The following is a 16333-nucleotide window of genomic DNA, read 5'->3' as shown; positions in this document are numbered from 1 at the left end:
TGAGACAAATCAAACCAGAAAGGATAGCTGTTAAGCCGCTATCTGGTTGGCGGTTGCAGAATCTCATGCCTTGTTCGTCGCCAACACTGTCTGTTTCGACATTTATTAGGCTAATATAGCCAATCCAGGCGTTGACGGATAAAAGCATGCAACAAGTCACAATTCTCGGATTCGATTACGCGGTGTCTTCCGCCATCACCGGCGTCGTGGACCTCTTGGCGATGGCTGGAGTTACGTGGAACCATATTCAACGCAGCCAGCCTCATCCCAAGTTCAATATCCGCGTAGCTACCCGCGAAGGACGCCCCGTGCGTTGCCATAACCGGCTGTTGATTCAGGCGGACGCCTGCTTCGACGACATCAAGCCGAGCGATATCCTGGTTATCCCCTCAATCGCCGGCGACATCGAAAAAACACTGACCCAGAACCCGGAATTGATCCACGTCCTGAAAGAGATGAACGCGCAAGGGACTATTATCGCCGGCAACTGCACCGGCGCCTTTTTCATGGCTGAGGCGGGCATCCTCGACAATCGCACCGCCACCACCCACTGGGCCTTTGTGGACACGTTCCGTCAACGTTATCCCAAAGTGGACCTGCGACCAGAGCAAATGCTCACCGCCTCCGAAAACGTATTCTGCTCCGGCGGCGGCATCGCTTGGCTGGACCTGTGTCTGTACCTGATCGAACACTTTTGCGGACATGAAGTGGCGGTGCAGACCGCCAAGACCTTTGTCATCGATATGGGGCGCACCTATCAGTCCAGCTATTCCTCCATGCGGGCGCGCAAGTATCACCGCGATGAAGACGTGCTGCGGGTGCAAAACTGGCTGGAAAGCCATTGCGACCAAGACGTGCGCATCGACGATCTGGCGGTTCGTTTCAACATGAGCCCACGCACGCTGGCCCGGCGTTTCAAGGCCGCCACCGGCGATACGCCATTGGGATATTTGCAAACACTACGCTTGGAGCAAGCCAAAAAGCTGCTGGAAGAGACCTCCGACAATGTCAGTCAGATCACCCTGGCGGTAGGCTATGAAGACGTCAGTTCTTTCACCAAACTGTTCCGACAGAAAACCGGGCTGACGCCGAAAGAATATCGCAACAAGTTCCAACGTCGCAGCATTACCTAAAGCTCACTTATGTCTGATGAAAACGCGATCGATACCGCCGCTGCTCTGGACGCACCCCAAACTGCGCCGCCGCTGCAGCCGTTCTACTATCTAGACAACTTCCACGCCTTATTGGACTGCGTGGAAGCGCAATACGCCAATCTCCTGAGCGCAGAAGAAGGCGCATATATACACGATTTTCGCAAGCTGACGCGTACGCAACAGGCATTGCTGGTGCGCCTGTACGGACGCAAAGGCCCCCTGTTCCGCAGCGACAAGCTGGCGTATGCGGAGATCCCCCGACTGAACGACGATCTGGATATCCTTGCGAGCGCAGGCTGGATAGAACTCAACCCAGAAACAGAACCCTCGTCGCTGCTGGCCCTGCTGACCAAAGAGGAAATCCGTCAGAACTGGCGGGCGGACGCCCCTCGCAGCAGCAGGCGCGACAACCTGCTGGACGGCCTTGAACTGACCTGTACGGATATTTACCAGCATAGAGCCTATCGCTTTCTACAACTCAACCATACTGATCTGGTGCTGCTTTTCCGCCTGCTGTTTTTCGGCAACCTTTATCAGGATCTCACCACTTTCGTCACTTCCGAGCTGGGCGTGATTCGCTATGAAAACTACCAGCTTGACCCAGAGCACAGACTGTTCGCCACTCGTGAGGACATTGACCGCATCAAGCAACTGGTGGCGCTGGCGGACGAGTATGCGTCACAGGATTCCCTGAACTCGCGGATTTGCGCCGATATCATCGCCAGAACGCCTGCGCCAGGTGAAAACGCCTCGCTACGCCGTCGTCATGACCGCTTCTGCAATAAAATCGCTCGCGACCTGGAACGCTTACAGGATCTGGACCTGGCTTATCAGGTTTACCAGCGTACGGAGGCGCCGCCCTCGCGGGAGCGCCGCGCCCGCATCCTGTTCAAACAGGAAAAATACGCCGAAGCGCGCGACCTGTGCGCCGCCATCATTGACGCGCCGCATGTCGAAGCCGAGTTGATTTTCGCCGAGCAGTTTGGTGATAAGTGCGTTAAGGCCCTCGGCCACGCTAAGCCCCACAGCAAGCCTTTTCGGCCCGTGCAGCGCTCACTCACCATCGCCGCGCACCCTGAATTACGAGTGGAGGAGCTGGTGCGCCAGGAAGTCGCGGCAGAAGGCGGCGTCTGTGTTTATGTGGAAAACTGGTTATTCAATGCGGTATTTGGTCTGACCTTCTGGCCCGCGGTTTTCGCACCCGTCGCAGGCGCTTTCAGCCATCCGTATCAGCATCGCCCCCACGACCTTTACGACGCCAGTTTCACCCAAAAACGCAGTGCGCTGGTTCACGCTTCATTCGCTTTAGTCGGCTCAGCGGAGTGGTCGGAAGTCGTTGTCGCGAGATGGCGTGAAAAGTATGGACTGAGCAATCCTTTTGTCGGCTGGCCGGAAGCCGGAGAAGACTGCTTACGTCTGGCGCTGGCGCGCATCCCTCGCAGGCATTGGGAGGCGGTTTTCAGGCGTATGCTGCGAGACTTGCGGGAAAATGGCAGCGGCTTCCCTGACCTGATTCATTTCCCAGAGCAAGGCGGCTATGAATTGCTGGAAGTGAAAAGCCCCACCGACAGCCTGCAACCCAATCAAAAGCGCTGGATGGCGACGTTCGAGCAAAACGATATCCCTTATCAACTGGTTCAGGTCACTTGGCTATAAAGACGTCTGCGTCCGACAAACTCACCTATAAGCTCAGCGTAAGGGAAGCGGCGCATTTCCTCGCGCAATTGGGCGACCTGGACCACCAGGATCGGGACACCGCCAGCGCCCGTGAAGGACAGCTCGCGCACAAGCAGGTTCAGGAAAGCTGGCCGGCGGACTACGTCAGTGAGGCGCCAGTCAAGATCACCCTATCCGAGGCTGACTTCCAACTGCAGCTACAGGGCCGCATAGACGGCCTCCGCGTTGCGGACGACCATGTGCTGTTCGAAGAAATCAAAACCCTGCGTCAGGACCCGCAGCATATTCCTCTCGGACTGGCGGAAAGACACCGCCTGCAAGTCTTGCTTTACGCCCTGATGTGGCGAAGGGAGCAGAACCCTCCCCCACAAGCGTCCACCTGGTTGCGCCTGAACTATGTGCGCGTACCGGACATGGAGCAGACGCAATTTGATAGCGAAATATCCTGTGAGGAAGCGCAGCAAGAGAGCGACACGCTGTTTCAACGTCTGCAGGACTGGTATCGCAGCCTGACGCAGCACCGCCTTGAACGAAACGCTCTGCTGCGTGACCTGGACTTTCCCTACTGCGGGTTTCGCCCGGGTCAGCGGAAGCTGGCGCGCCAGACGTACCTGAGCCTTCGCGACGCGGGACAGGCGCTGATAGAAGCGCCCACCGGCAGCGGCAAGTCCCTGGCGACGCTCTTCCCGGCATTGAAAGCCATGGGCGAAGGCCATCTGGATCAGGTGATGTTAATAACCGCCAAGACCTCGTCCCAGGAAGCCGCTCTAAAAGCGCTGCGGGATATGCGCCTGCATACGACTTCTTTGCGCACCCTGCATCTGCATGCGCGCGAGCGTATTTGCGGCGGCGACTCCATCTGCGATCCTCTGGACTGCCCACGGCGCAGAGAATTTTATCAGCGCCTGCCGGAGGCGCGGGAAGAAGCGCTGGCCACGGCATGGCTGGATGGTGAGCGCTTGCGGGAAGTTGCACTGAAATTCGACCTCTGCCCTCACGGATTACAGGGCGAGCTGGCGCCCTGGGTGGACGTCTTAATCGGAGACTACAACTACGCATTTTCACCACAGGTCAGGTCAGACAGCCTATTTACCCGCAACCGTATAGGCCTGCTGGCGGATGAAGCGCATAATCTGCCTGACCGGGCCCGGGACCTGTTTTCCGCAGAGCTGTCCGAGGCTCCTTTCTCTCGCATCAGCCGCCAGTGCAAAGCGCTGAGAAAAGACGCCGTCGCCGTCGCCAAAGCGATCAATCAAATGCAAATTACGCCAGAACAGGCGCCAGGCAAAGGCCAGCAGGCGCTGGAAGGGCGTTTGCAGGACTTCTGCGCCGCCGCGGAGAACTGGCTGATGTCGCCCCAGGACCTGCTCGCCTCGGCGGACACGGAACTGAATCGTCAGGTTCAGGAAGCAATTTTCAACGCGCAAGCCTGGATACGCCTGGCCCCCAGCATTGGCGACGACTTCGCCTGCTTCGAACGCCATTGGGAGCAACAACGCGTCCTCAGTTTACGTTGCCTGTCTCCCGCCCGCTTGCTACGACCAATGCTGCAAGCCTGTCATGGCGTCACCCTGTTTTCCGCCACCCTGACGCCGCCGTACTACTACCAAAGCGTATTAGGCTTAGACGAGAATCTTCAGCTTTTACGCAGCCTGTCGCCCTTTCCGCCAGAGCATCTGGGGGTTTTCGTTGCGCCCTACTTAAATTTCCGCTTGCGCAGTAGAGACACTCAGTTGGACGCAGTGTGCGCGTTGATCCAGCAGACCATATCCTTCAGGCCGGGCAACTATTGGGTATTCACTCCGGCTTTCAGTTACATGGAACAGCTTACCGAGCGCTTCGCGTCGCTGTATCCCGAAGTGGAATTCGTGCAGCAGACCCGACAGGCCAGTCAGGAAGATCAGCAGCGTTTTCTCACCCGCTTCCGCAAGGCCCGAAGTCTGCTGGGCTTTACCGTCATTGGCGGCGTCTACGGGGAAAGTATCGATATGGTCGGGGACAGTCTGGTGGGCTGCATTATTCTTGGGCCCGGCCTCCCTCAGATCAGTCCGGTTAACGAGCAGATTTCCGCCTACTTTGAACGCCAGGGCATGGATGGCTTCGCCTACGCCTACCAACTGCCAGGCTGGCAAAAAGTGGTGCAAGCCGCTGGTCGAGTGATCCGCACGGAATTAGACAAAGGCGTGGTCATACTGGTTGACGACCGCTTCAGCAAACCGCCTTACCCCGCTCTAGCCCCTCAACATTGGCGTCCGCAACTCGCCAGAACCAGTCAGAGCCTGCAAGCCGGCCTCGCCCAGTTCTGGTCGCAAGATCCGGACGCTGATGATAATTGAGCGGCGATGCGACGCTGCAGATACGGGAATAAAAAAAGGCCCCGAGCAGGGGCCGAGTAGCGTTCAAGAAAACATCATTCGAGAGGTTCGAACCGCTGGTCTGATGAGGCAGACTGCGCATTCGCTGTGTCATCCTAAGTGTAGGCAAAGATAGGCAGTCCGCCAGAAAAAAATAACAACTTCTCAACAAAATAAGGATAATGCCGCGTCGCCACCCGGGCAGGGCTAAGATCGTTCAGGAACTTCAGATGCGGCGCCTTTATATTTGATCTCAAGCATTGAAGCTTGAGCTCCTATGCTCAGATGTATACATTCATGAGCCAAAATTTAGGAAAGATACTTCCGGCATGAGAAAAGTATCCCTTTACTTGCACTTTGTCTTAGCGCTTATCTCAACTCCTTTTTTCTCAGCTTGTGACACGTCAGGGACGGCTATAAGTCATATCCAGGATAGCAATGGCGATTTTGACATTTGTGAACTCGCGCTGCCATCGGATGGCGGAAGTATGGCCTATTGCATTGATACCGGCCGTGAAAAATTGTGGGTGACTTTCGACAAGGCGCTTGAATCAGAACGCCCCTGTACCTTTATCGTGAGCCGAATTGAGGGAAGCGCTCAAAGAGTTAAGCAAGACTCCGATCAAGAAAAGATATTAATTAATTCCTTCTCCAAGTGGCTGACCAACAACGCCAGCAAAGCATCCATAAATGCCTTTAGTAAACAATCACTGGCCGACTTCCATAACGAGGAATCAATGCATGCATACCTGGTCTGGCATATGCTGCAAAGAATAAAAGACCGAAAAAACAGCGCATATTGCTCAACGATGTAATAACGCCCAACCTTAAATCAATAAGTTCCTTTCCTCTGTTTCCAATAAAATCCCGCCGAATCTAAACTACCCATACCGGGCATGGACTCTCAACGCCCGGGCAGGATGCCTTTATCACTTCAGGACTATGATGGAGGGAAGCCATGACACTTCTTCGTTGTATTGCTATCGCTCTTTTGCTTACGATCTCCAACGCTTTCGCTGATCCCATCCAGGACAGCGTGTCCAACCATTACAAAGCCGGCTGGTACCCGAATGCCTATGAAAACGAGGGGCCCTTAACCTGCCCGAAAACCTGTCGCGCCTGGACGGGGTGGCGGGCGGAAGGCGAGTTGGCGCCCTATGACGGCATAAAGCGCACCTATGTATGCAAATCCAACAACCTTGACACCTTCCCCTCGCCGACTGACAGAGACGTATGGCTCTACGGTAATCAGTTCGATGAAAAGACGGCCTGTTTTATGGGAACGCCCTATGAAAAAACCGTCGTCAGCGAGCGTTATTACTGTCTCTGCGTCAGCGAGTGCAGCGGCCCGGATTTGGTGATTCGTACGGTATACGACCCGGTATGGGACGCCACGACCGGCGAATCCGTCATAAAAATCGTGGTCACTAATGTGGGCGTCGGCATGTCAGCCGCAACAGACGCGCGAGTTTTCGACCCCGGCACAGGCGCGTCAGACATACAACCTGTCGCCGCTCTGGCGCCGGGAGCTTCCGCCGGCGTTAAGTTCCGGCTGAGCTATTGGGTGTTCGACCCTGACGCCGAGTTGCATTTCATGGTGGATTATTCTCACAAAGTGGACGAGTGCGACGAAAACAACAATACCGCCATCTACAAGAAGCAGGGATAGTAATGACGGCTCGGGAGGCAGGCTAACGGCGCTCTTGAGAGCGCCCTTCCCCAGCCGCCAGTAGGCTGAGCTACAGCCAAAACCGCCATAATGCGAAAAGGCCCATTCCCGCGGCGATGGTCGCCAATAAGTTGCGGGTGAGCGCGGCGACAACAATCGCCGCCGCCGCAGCGACCAGATAAGGATTGCGCCAGTCAAGCCAAAGCTCGCCTTTAGGAACCAACACCGCCGGCGCAATAATCGCCGACAGCACCGCCATAGGCGCGTAGCTCAAAGCCCTCTCCACCCAAGGATTCAGACGCAGCCGGTCCGCGAGCGCGAACGGCAGATAGCGAATACCGAAGGTTACCGCCATCATGCCCAACAACATGGCCCACTCCATCAGCAACCTCCTTCGGCCAGTTCAGACTTGCGGTCTTGCAACGCCATTTCCGCTCCCAACCCGCAGAGTATGCCCGTCAGCGCCGCCGCAAACAGACCCAACTGATGCGGCCAGTCATGCCACCATACTGAACAAACGCCAGCCGCCAACACCGCCGCCAGACGAGGACGATTAACGACCTGCGGCGCCACAATACCGATAAAAGTCACCGCCATGGCGACATCCAGGCCCCAGTTTTCGATATCAGGGACCCACTCGCCTAAGGTCAATCCCAATAGGGTGCATAGCTGCCAATTAAGGTACATGGATAGCGCAGAACCCAGGTAATACCAGTGAAACTGCCCCGTATGCTCGCCGCCTATGCGGCTGGCGACAACGGCGAAGGTTTCGTCCGTCAGCCAGAACGCCATCGGAGCCCGCCAGCGCTGCGGCAAGGTGCGCACCATGGGAATCAGGGTGACGGCGTAAAGCAGATGCCGCAGATTAACCACGAAGGTAGTCAGAACAATTAACCAGGGAGATGCTCCCGCCGCCAGCAAACCCAATGAAATAAACTGCGCGGAACCGGCGAACACCATCAAAGACATCGCCAGCGTCGCTTCAAATGACAGCCCGTTCACCGGCCCCAGCGTGCCGAATACGATGTCAAAGGGAATAGCGCCCACGATCAAGGGTATCGTGTTCTGGGCTCCGGACTTAAACGCTTGTCCTGGCGTTTCAAATGTATGTGTGCTCATAGAGGAACGGCTCTCAATGCTATATCCGTGTTTAACAGTGTGGTGTCAGCTTGTCGAAGAAAAGGCCGTCGCGTGCGCAGCTAGCAGACCTTGGCGAAACGTCCCGGTGAAACGCCCATAATGCGCTGAAAGTGGCGGCTCAGGTGGCTCTGGTCAGAGAAGCCGGTCGCCGCAGCCACATCAGTCAGACTTAACCCCATCCGCAACAGCTGCTGCGCGCGGCTCACTCTTACTTGGTTCAAATAAGCATGCGGCGGCATGCCGGTCATCCGCGTAAACAGCCGCGTCAGATAGCTGGGGCTCAGCCCCGTGCAATCCGTCAGATCTTTTAATGAAACGGCGTCAGCATAGTGCGCCTGCAGATATTCCTTCACCTTGGCCACCGCCCAGTGCGAGCCGCCTTTCTCCAGGAGCTGACGGGGACGCATGCGTGCATGCCGTTGCATGAGTTGTCCCATTATCTGGTAATAAAGGGTTTCACAATGCAGCGGCTCGTCGCCCTGCTCCAAAAGACAGTGCAATACCTGTAAGCCTCTGGCCAATTGCGGATCGCGCACCACTGGCTCAGGAAACCAGGGCTCCACGCCAGGCCCGAAAATGTCTGCGATGACCGGCGCCAACTCCGCCGGAGTGGGGTAGATAGCCCGATAGGACCAGCCGTCCTCTGTCGCTGTACGGCCTGTATGCACTTGATCGGAATTCACCAGCACGATGCTTCCGACCGGTGCGGTATGCTCTGCGCCATCGCGGAGGAAATGCTGAGCCCCTTTCTCTATCACCGCCACACAATATCCCTCGTGAACATGTCGGGGAAAGTGTTGTTTTACGAAAGTAGCTTTCAGAATTTCGACCCCACCGAGCGCTTTGTCCTGCCAATATTTAGCATGCTCAGTCACAAACCGTCACTCATGATAAACGCCATTTAACGATAAATGGGAAGGTCCAATATAGAGTCAGTCTAGCGACTTCATTAACGGCTGTATTGTACGTTTTTGCTCTTTACGCTGCGGATAGCGCGCCTTCAAGGTTCAACAAGAGGCGATGGGCGCGAAGGGGAAGGTTAATTAATTTGAGTTCAGAAGTGGCGGGGGACCAAGAGCGTTACTCTTGAGATAGAAGCTAAGCGGCTGACAGCCAGGTCGCTGAAATCAGCGCCTGCAGCCATTCGTCTTGAAGATCAGCTCTTCTTTCTCTTAACTTGAGAAGCGGCGACTCCGCCGTTCATGACTTCTGCGATCTGGCGCAGCCCCATATTTCTGCGATATCGGCAGTCCCGTTGCTCATCCGTTGTCAGCCAGACCTGTTCCTCAGCCCATTGCGGTGCATCAGGAACATATATCGGAGCGTAGCGTTTGATCGCCTCCTCAACCATTTGCTGAGGCGTGGGCTGCTTTTGCTTATCCATATGCATTACTACCTGTATCGTTTAAGAAATTCTGATTCGCTTGGGGCATTTTCGCTACGCCTGCTGTAGCGTTTCGAAACGAACTGCGCGCCCATGGACCGCGCCATAAACTTGCTGGAACACTAACCAAATCCGCCTCCGCAAGTCACACCCAAACATGAGTAACTATCTTTTTCTCGAAACCGCCGAGTATAGGACGGGAACCTTTTTCAGACGATCACCCAAAGGATCTATATTTGTCCTAGTCCAGACCAGGCCTGGGCTCCCGATAAGTGAACATCGTTCAAAATTTTTCCAGAATTCCGACGCCCAAAACAGGTGCAGGAAGGTTCTGAAAGGGAGCAGGTTCTCTGGCAAGCCGCCAGATCGATTAAACAGAGCGAGAATTGAGCAGTATAGTGACGAGGTGATTTGAAGAAATAGTTGAAAGCCGCGACACGTCCTTGTGCCGGTAACCTTTATTGAGGAGTCGGACCGCCTTCCGTTTTCAGACGCTCGGCTTCCGCTTTGATCATCTGTTGCAGCTCCTGAATATTCGCCTGCACGCGAGTTGCGCCCAATTGCGCGCCTTTGCTCATCAGCTCCGGCATCTTCTGGATAGCCTTCTGGCCGGTGTCGGTCTGATAGAAAGCAATAATTTCATTAAGCTCTTTTTCGGTGAACGCATCTGCATATATGTTTACGAATTCCCCTTTCAATGTGTCATAGCTCATCTGCTTCTTGAAATATTTCATCATGACATCCTTGAAGGGGACCATGTTTGGGTTTTGTTGCAGCTGAATAGTCATCATTTGCTCGATGGAGTTTTCCATCATGACTTCCATATTCATGACATCCAGCAACTTGGCGGCGGCCTTCTTGGCGCCCTCATCCGCAGCGAATACGGAAGGGCTAAGTAAAACTGCCGCCATGACGCAGGCAACCATAGATTTCAACATCATTTTCTCCTTACTAATCAATAGCTTTATAGTTAGACGCTGCGCCCATTGTAACGAATCATTTACGCTAACGCCTGGCAATTCACCATAACCTCGGGTTTCCCCCAGGCTTTGCCACATATTGTTTAAGCGCCCTAAATCTACCGCCAGATCCCGTCGACAAACATCTTATTGACCCGGTGAGAATAAGCCTTTAGTTTGCCTAGCTGGCAAAAAATCTAACCTAGAAGACAACTAAGGAGACTATATGGCCGGGCAAACGACTCATTCCCAGGTTGTAGTGTTGGGCAGCGGACCGGGGGGCTACTCCGCAGCGTTCAGAGCCGCGGATATGGGCTTGGAAGTAACCTTGATTGAACGCTATTCATCCTTGGGCGGCGTTTGTCTTAATGTAGGCTGTATTCCGTCCAAAGCGCTCCTGCACGTCGCTTACGTAATGGAAGAAGCGCATTCCGCCTCCGCCGTGGGCGTCACTTACGCCAAGCCGGAAGTGGACCTGGATAAAGTGCGCGCGTTCAAAGACAACACGGTCAAGAAGCTGACCCAGGGCATCCAGGGCATGGCTAAGGGCCGCAAAGTAAAAGTGGTTCACGGCTATGGCGAATTCGCCGGTCCCAACCAGATTACCGTGGACAACGAAGGCTCCAAAACCGAAATTACCTTTGACCACTGTATCATCGCAGCGGGTTCACAGAGCGTTAAGCTGCCTTTCATTCCCCACGACGATCCTCGCGTCCTGGACTCCACCTCCGCACTGGAGCTGAAAGAAATTCCCAAGCGCCTGCTGATCGTTGGCGGCGGCATCATTGGTCTGGAAATGGGCACTGTATATGAAGCCCTGGGCAGCGAAGTCAGCATCGTCGAGTTCGCCGATCAATTGGTCCCGGCTGCGGACAAAGACCTGATCGCCGTCTACAGCAAATTCGTCAAAGACCAGTTCAACGTCATGCTGTCCACCAAGGTAACCGCCGTGGAAGCGAAAAAAGACGGTCTGTACGTGACTTTCGAGGGCAAGAATGCGCCAGACGGCAAGCAGTCTTATGACGCCATTCTGGTGGCGGTAGGCCGCTCACCCAATGGTAAGAAGATCGGCGCAGAAAAAGCGGGCATCCAAGTGGATGAGCGCGGTTTCATCAACACTGACAACCAGCAGCGCACCAATGTGCCGCACATCTACGCCATCGGCGATATCGCCGGCAACCCGATGCTGGCGCATAAAGCCACCCATCAGGGCCATGTGGCGGCGGAAGTGATCGCGGGCCACAAGTGCGTGTTCGACCCTAAAGTAATCCCCTCCATCGCCTACACCAACCCGGAAATCGCCTGGACAGGTCTGACCGAGAAAGAAGCCAAAGCGGACGGCATCCCGTACAAAACCGCTGTATTCCCCTGGGTAGCCAGCGGACGCGCTTTAGGCGCCGCGCGCAGCGAAGGTAAAACCAAGCTGATTTACAAAGAAGACGGCACGCTGATTGGCGGCGGCATCGTGGGCATCAACGCCGGCGAACTGCTGGGCGAATTGAGTCTGGCCATTGAGTTCGGCGCGGATGTGGAAGATCTGGCGCTGACTATCCACGCTCACCCAACGCTGCACGAAACCGTTGGTTTGGCTGGCGAACTGGCGGCGGGAACCATTACCGACCTGCCCAACCCCATGGCGAAGATCAAGAAATCCTGATCACCTCTCTCGCTATCCAAAAGCCGGCTTTCACGCCGGCTTTTTTTATTGCCCGAAGAAATCAAATCCCGCCGCCATTTCAATACGCCATAGTGGACATAATCTTTTTGGACTAGGAACTTCTCCGTTTTCCCCGTTACTTACAAGTTGAGGCGCTATGACCAGCAGGATGAGTCGGCGCTGCATTTATACCGGGTAGTATCAACCACAGGAGTATAGCGAGTTCCAATATGACTCTATATCAAACGCATATTCATCAATTGCTGCAGGTGATAGGAAACCGTTGCGGCGTGGATTTGACGCTGAAAAACGGCTATTGCACGCTCTCCTTTGATCAGGAGTCCCGTTTGCATGTGCAGGTCGGCCGGGATTCAGAAACGGTGGTATTCAGAATGCCTCTGACGCAGCCTCCCAATATCAACCGGGAGGCGTTTTACGCAAAGCTGTTGAATATCAACTCACAACCAGAAGCCACGTTGGGGGCATGGCTTGCGCTATCGGAACACTCGGGAGCGGTGGAGCTATGCATGAGTCGCGAGGCGCTCAGCCTGGACGACAGCGAAATGGCCGCCATCCTGCTGAACATGATGGATCTGCGGCAGTCGCTCAGGCAGGAGCTGGAGACGCCTCAGAGCACGCCCAAGCCGTGCAGCCCGCACTTAGGCGCAGGCGTCCTGCACGCTCGTCATCAAGCCCTCTGAGGTCAATACAGGGCGCACTAGGGCTGAAGGTATCCGCCGACAGCCTGGATAATACGGGGAGAATCCGGCGGCGACACCCATATCGCCAACGCCGTTTTCTCCTGACCTATCTGCGGCGGCGGGGGAAGTTCGATGTTCCACTCCCCTGCGCCCGCCGCCTCCACCCTGTCCAGCACCACAAAGTCATGCATCAGCATACGTCCGCGGTTTTCCCCCGCCTTGATTTCGGACGTCAATCCCACGCCCAGGTATGCGACGTTCAAAACGGCTTTGCTGGAAGCAGCAAATGAAGCATGTAAACGGCCGTCCTGCAACTGCGCCGACAGTACGCCAGGCTCGGCGTCGCCGCCATGCCACCGTCTCGCCCCGGAAAACCAGCGACGCCACTCCTTGCTGTTCACCACAATGCCCGGCGTGTAAACATGGGCGACCAGACCTGAGCGTACGTAATCCCGCTGTCTTTCACTGTATTCCTCCCGCGAAAAGCGATCGGTCCAGCCCAGCTGATTCCAATAGTCCACATGAAACGCCATAGGGATGAAATCTTTAAACAGCCCCTTGTCCCCTTTCATTTCCGACAACCACTCATCCGCACGAGGACAACTGCTGCAGCCTTCTGAAGTAAAGAGTTCAACCACATCCGTGGCGTGTTTCGCGCTGACAAACTCCTGCGCAGGAGCCAGTAATGGCCACGCCAATAATATGCATGCAAACAGGTTAGCTTTCACTTTTCACTCCTCGCGCTTCAGGGGCTGTAGACATCAAGACGACAGCCTCTGGTCATTGAATAAAACAAAAGTCTGACGTTTTAGAGTCCGCTTAAGACAATCAGTTCCCTGGACACCCCAATGCGCTAACTCCATTTAAAGCCTCTTCCCGACATCCAGACCCGACGGTTAGCGTTGAAAACGCTTTCCAGAGAAAGCAATGGCCTCTTAAGAATAAGCCCCGCCAAAGCATCGTTATCAGGCGTTTCAGTTATCTCCCAAATCAACAGATGTAGTCCAAATGGGGGTTTGCAATATTTCGAAGGAAAGCTAGAGTATTTCGCACACATAATGAAAACGATTCCACTTCAACGCCTTGTCCCGTCTGAATGACCACGGACAAAGGCGTTACTTAGCAAGCACCAGCAAACACTCTCGTCGCGACGAATTACCGGGGGCGACATGACAGGCGCCGTCTTCCGTCCGTCATGGCTGCTGGCGCGCTAATACCGCATTGGCTATGTCGAAGTTGTGAACTCGGCTCCAGCCCCTCCGGCGTAAAGCTTCCTCGGGAGATTCCGACGCGCGCAGTGAGCGCGTCGGCCTTTTAAACCTGACAATTACATAAGGTATCGCCAATGATTAAGCAGGGACTTAAAGCGACGGCTATCGCCGCGCTTATCGCAGCCGGGCCGGCAATGGCCTATGACTGCGCAGGACTGAGCAGCTGGGACGCCGCCGCCGTCTATGTCGGCGGCAAAACAATCCAGCATAAGCAAAACGCCTACACCGCCAACTGGTGGAATCAGGGCGCAGATCCAGAAGCCCATTCCGGACAATGGCAGGAGTGGAAAGCGGAAGGCGCCTGTGACGGCGCCGGCGGCAATCAACGCCCCACCGCCAAACTCACTTCTCCTGGCGCAGGACAGTCATTCAAAGTGGGAGCGACGGTCGCGATTAACGCAGAAGCCGCCGATGCAGACGGCTCCGTATCCAACGTCGCCTTCTTCGTAGACGGCGCACAAATCTCCCAAGACGCTACCGCGCCATATGCGGCCACCTGGACCGCCACCGCTGGCGCGCATACCCTGAAAGTTGTCGCTACCGATGACCGTTCCGCCCAAGGGGAGTCCGCAACGATTTCCATTAACGTCTCCGATGATGATACCCAACCGCCCTCCTCGGACTGCGACGCCCCGCAATACAGCGCAGGAACCGCATACGTCAATGGCGACCAGGTACAAAACCTGGGACGGGTTTACGAATGCAAGGTGGGCGGATGGTGCTCCTCCAGCGCCGCCTGGGCGTACGAACCTGGTAAAGGGCTCTACTGGGAACAAGCCTGGGGCGACCTTGGCGTATGCAGCGACGGCAATGCGGCTCCAACCATCTCCCTCAGCAACCCCGCGGATGGCGCTATCATTCTCTCCGGTACGGCGATCAATCTGCAGGCGAGCGCCTCCGATAGCGACGGCGTGATTACGGAAGTCTCTTTCTACGACGGTTCAAACCTGCTGGGCAGCACGGTAAACGCGCCTTACGCCTACGATTGGCTGAACGCGCCTGTCGGTCAACACACGCTGACAGCCGTCGCCAAAGACGACGGAGGCAAATCCACCACCTCCGACAGCGTCACCATCACTGTCAGCGACGAAGCCGTCGCCACCGCCATCACTTCACCGCAAAACAATACGCGAGTCACGCTTGGCGCCAGCGTCAACATTAACGCCAGCGCCAGCTCCATCAACGGGGCGATCGCCCAGGTCGAGTTCTTCGTTAATGGCGCGTCCATTTCCACAGACGCCAGCGCCCCCTATCAAAGTAACTGGACGCCTGCGGCGGAAGGCCAATACCAGCTTACCGTCACTGCGACGGACAAAGACGGATACGAAGCCACATCCACGCCCATCCTGGTGACTGTGCTCGGCGGCAAGACGTCTGATCGCGTTATCGTCGGTTACTGGCACAACTTCGACAATGGCTCCGGCTTCGTCAGACTGCCGGATGTCTCAGCGGACTGGGATGTCATTGATGTCGCCTTCGCCACGCCCAAGCTGGGCAGCCACTCGGATATGGAGTTCTCTCCGTTCCAGATCACCCCGGCGCAAATGAAAGCGGATATCGCCGCCGTGCAGGCTCGCGGCCAGAAGGTCATTATCTCTATCGGCGGCGCGGAAGCGATTGTGAGGTTAACTGACGCCAATGCAGAGGAAGAATTCGTCGCCAGTATGACCGCGCTGATCCGTGAGTACGGCTTCGACGGTTTCGATATCGACCTGGAAGGCAGTTCCTTGTCTCTGGACGCTGGCGACACCGACTTCAAAAACCCTAAGTCTCCTGTACTCACACATCTGATTTCCGCCAGCAAACGCATTATCAGTAACTTCGGCGGCAACCTGATGCTGACCATGGCGCCGGAAACCTACTATGTTCAGGGCGGCTTCAGCGCCTATGGCGGCGGCTCGGGCGCTTACTTACCGGTCATTCACGCCTTGCGCAATGAACTCAGTTTCATTCATGTGCAGCACTACAACTCTGGCTGCATGCTGGGACTGGACGGCAAGTGCTACAGCGTCAGCACCGCTGACTTCCACGTCGCCATGGCGGAAATGCTGCTGGCCGGCTTCCCCGTGGGCGGCAACGCAAGCAACCGTTTCCCACCTCTGCCAGCGGAAAAAGTGGCCATTGGCCTACCCGCCTCCACCTCCGCCGCCGGCAGCGGCTACACCTCGCCTTCTGTCGTGCATCAGGCCGTGAACTATCTGGTGAAAGGGCAATCTTTCGGCGGATCTTATCAGTTACAGAACCCTGACGGTTACCCAGGCTTCAAAGGTCTGATGACCTGGTCTATCAACTGGGATCGCGTCAACAACAACGAATATCTGAAGAGCCATAAGCCGTTCCTCAACGGTTTATAGTCCCTGCCTTGGG

General features: G+C 55.6%; 14 protein-coding genes. 8 read left to right on the top strand and 6 right to left on the bottom strand.

Annotation, left to right across the window (positions count from 1 at the left end; all coding sequences use genetic code 11):
* Nucleotides 1-146 precede the first annotated feature (146 nt).
* From AC2IBB_RS05480 to AC2IBB_RS05460, 5 genes are all read left to right on the top strand, one after another.
* Complete coding sequence (locus tag AC2IBB_RS05480; RefSeq protein WP_486331894.1) at nucleotides 147-1133, top strand: GlxA family transcriptional regulator; 987 nt, start codon at nucleotides 147-149, stop codon at nucleotides 1131-1133.
* 9 nt (nucleotides 1134-1142) lie between these two features.
* Nucleotides 1143-2810, top strand: coding sequence for a VRR-NUC domain-containing protein (locus AC2IBB_RS05475; RefSeq protein WP_486331893.1), 1668 nt, complete (start codon nucleotides 1143-1145; stop codon nucleotides 2808-2810).
* Nucleotides 2801-5167: a helicase C-terminal domain-containing protein gene (locus AC2IBB_RS05470; RefSeq protein ID WP_486331892.1), complete on the top strand. Its 2367-nt coding sequence runs from the start codon at nucleotides 2801-2803 to the stop codon at nucleotides 5165-5167. The genes AC2IBB_RS05475 and AC2IBB_RS05470 overlap by 10 nt, the downstream gene beginning before the upstream one ends.
* A gap of 347 nt (nucleotides 5168-5514) precedes the next feature.
* A complete protein-coding gene (locus tag AC2IBB_RS05465; RefSeq protein WP_486331891.1) occupies nucleotides 5515-6000 on the top strand; it encodes a hypothetical protein in 486 nt (161 codons plus the stop codon).
* A 143-nt stretch (nucleotides 6001-6143) separates the two neighbouring features.
* Entirely contained in the window at nucleotides 6144-6854 is a 711-nt protein-coding gene (locus AC2IBB_RS05460; protein WP_486331890.1) for a CARDB domain-containing protein, read from the top strand.
* 70 nt (nucleotides 6855-6924) lie between these two features.
* On the opposite strand, the gene AC2IBB_RS05455 is transcribed toward AC2IBB_RS05460, so the two are convergent.
* The 5 genes from AC2IBB_RS05455 to AC2IBB_RS05435 all read right to left on the bottom strand — a co-directional run bounded on the left by AC2IBB_RS05455 (nucleotide 6925) and on the right by AC2IBB_RS05435 (nucleotide 10319).
* The gene (locus AC2IBB_RS05455) at nucleotides 6925-7236 is read right to left on the bottom strand and encodes an AzlD domain-containing protein (protein ID WP_486331889.1); all 312 of its coding nucleotides are present in this window, start codon (nucleotides 7234-7236) and stop codon (nucleotides 6925-6927) included.
* A complete protein-coding gene (locus AC2IBB_RS05450) occupies nucleotides 7236-7973 on the bottom strand; it encodes an AzlC family ABC transporter permease (RefSeq protein ID WP_486331888.1) in 738 nt (245 codons plus the stop codon). Before AC2IBB_RS05450 ends, AC2IBB_RS05455 begins: the two co-directional genes overlap by 1 nt.
* Before the next feature lie 80 nt (nucleotides 7974-8053).
* Complete coding sequence (locus AC2IBB_RS05445; RefSeq protein ID WP_486331887.1) at nucleotides 8054-8869, bottom strand: helix-turn-helix transcriptional regulator; 816 nt, start codon at nucleotides 8867-8869, stop codon at nucleotides 8054-8056.
* 281 nt (nucleotides 8870-9150) lie between these two features.
* Nucleotides 9151-9378, bottom strand: a complete 228-nt coding sequence (locus tag AC2IBB_RS05440) for a hypothetical protein (protein ID WP_486331886.1) — start codon at nucleotides 9376-9378, stop codon at nucleotides 9151-9153.
* A 458-nt stretch (nucleotides 9379-9836) separates the two neighbouring features.
* Nucleotides 9837-10319: a DUF2059 domain-containing protein gene (locus AC2IBB_RS05435; RefSeq protein WP_486331885.1), complete on the bottom strand. Its 483-nt coding sequence runs from the start codon at nucleotides 10317-10319 to the stop codon at nucleotides 9837-9839.
* A 244-nt stretch (nucleotides 10320-10563) separates the two neighbouring features.
* Between AC2IBB_RS05435 and lpdA the strand changes: the two genes are divergently transcribed.
* Both lpdA and AC2IBB_RS05425 read left to right on the top strand, forming a co-directional pair.
* Nucleotides 10564-11994 carry a dihydrolipoyl dehydrogenase gene (gene lpdA, locus AC2IBB_RS05430; protein WP_486331884.1) on the top strand — a complete coding sequence of 477 codons (1431 nt, stop codon included), beginning with the start codon at nucleotides 10564-10566 and terminating at the stop codon, nucleotides 11992-11994.
* A 230-nt stretch (nucleotides 11995-12224) separates the two neighbouring features.
* Nucleotides 12225-12695, top strand: coding sequence for a type III secretion system chaperone (locus AC2IBB_RS05425; protein ID WP_486331883.1), 471 nt, complete (start codon nucleotides 12225-12227; stop codon nucleotides 12693-12695).
* A 17-nt stretch (nucleotides 12696-12712) separates the two neighbouring features.
* On the opposite strand, the gene AC2IBB_RS05420 is transcribed toward AC2IBB_RS05425, so the two are convergent.
* Nucleotides 12713-13423, bottom strand: coding sequence for a DUF1223 domain-containing protein (locus AC2IBB_RS05420; RefSeq protein WP_486331882.1), 711 nt, complete (start codon nucleotides 13421-13423; stop codon nucleotides 12713-12715).
* A 617-nt stretch (nucleotides 13424-14040) separates the two neighbouring features.
* Here AC2IBB_RS05420 and AC2IBB_RS05415 point away from each other — a divergent pair.
* Nucleotides 14041-16320 carry an Ig-like domain-containing protein gene (locus AC2IBB_RS05415; RefSeq protein WP_486331881.1) on the top strand — a complete coding sequence of 760 codons (2280 nt, stop codon included), beginning with the start codon at nucleotides 14041-14043 and terminating at the stop codon, nucleotides 16318-16320.
* Nucleotides 16321-16333: the final 13 nt, after the last annotated feature.

Source organism: Hahella sp. NS-SX17, assembly GCF_057367735.1.
The sequence above is the reverse complement of the archived record's forward strand: the minus strand, read 5'-3'. Positions and strand labels throughout refer to the sequence as shown.

Bases quoted from the DNA above. Each gene is read 5' to 3' on its own strand.
- AC2IBB_RS05480 (WP_486331894.1), top strand. From the start codon at position 147: ATGCAACAAGTCACAATTCTCGGATTCGATTACGCGGTGTCTTCCGCC.
- AC2IBB_RS05475 (WP_486331893.1), top strand. From the start codon at position 1,143: ATGTCTGATGAAAACGCGATCGATACCGCCGCTGCTCTGGACGCACCC.
- AC2IBB_RS05465 (WP_486331891.1), top strand. From the start codon at position 5,515: ATGAGAAAAGTATCCCTTTACTTGCACTTTGTCTTAGCGCTTATCTCA.
- AC2IBB_RS05460 (WP_486331890.1), top strand. From the start codon at position 6,144: ATGACACTTCTTCGTTGTATTGCTATCGCTCTTTTGCTTACGATCTCC.
- AC2IBB_RS05455 (WP_486331889.1), bottom strand. From the start codon at position 7,236: ATGGAGTGGGCCATGTTGTTGGGCATGATGGCGGTAACCTTCGGTATT.
- AC2IBB_RS05450 (WP_486331888.1), bottom strand. From the start codon at position 7,973: ATGAGCACACATACATTTGAAACGCCAGGACAAGCGTTTAAGTCCGGA.
- AC2IBB_RS05440 (WP_486331886.1), bottom strand. From the start codon at position 9,378: ATGGATAAGCAAAAGCAGCCCACGCCTCAGCAAATGGTTGAGGAGGCG.
- AC2IBB_RS05435 (WP_486331885.1), bottom strand. From the start codon at position 10,319: ATGATGTTGAAATCTATGGTTGCCTGCGTCATGGCGGCAGTTTTACTT.
- lpdA (WP_486331884.1), top strand. From the start codon at position 10,564: ATGGCCGGGCAAACGACTCATTCCCAGGTTGTAGTGTTGGGCAGCGGA.
- AC2IBB_RS05425 (WP_486331883.1), top strand. From the start codon at position 12,225: ATGACTCTATATCAAACGCATATTCATCAATTGCTGCAGGTGATAGGA.
- AC2IBB_RS05415 (WP_486331881.1), top strand. From the start codon at position 14,041: ATGATTAAGCAGGGACTTAAAGCGACGGCTATCGCCGCGCTTATCGCA.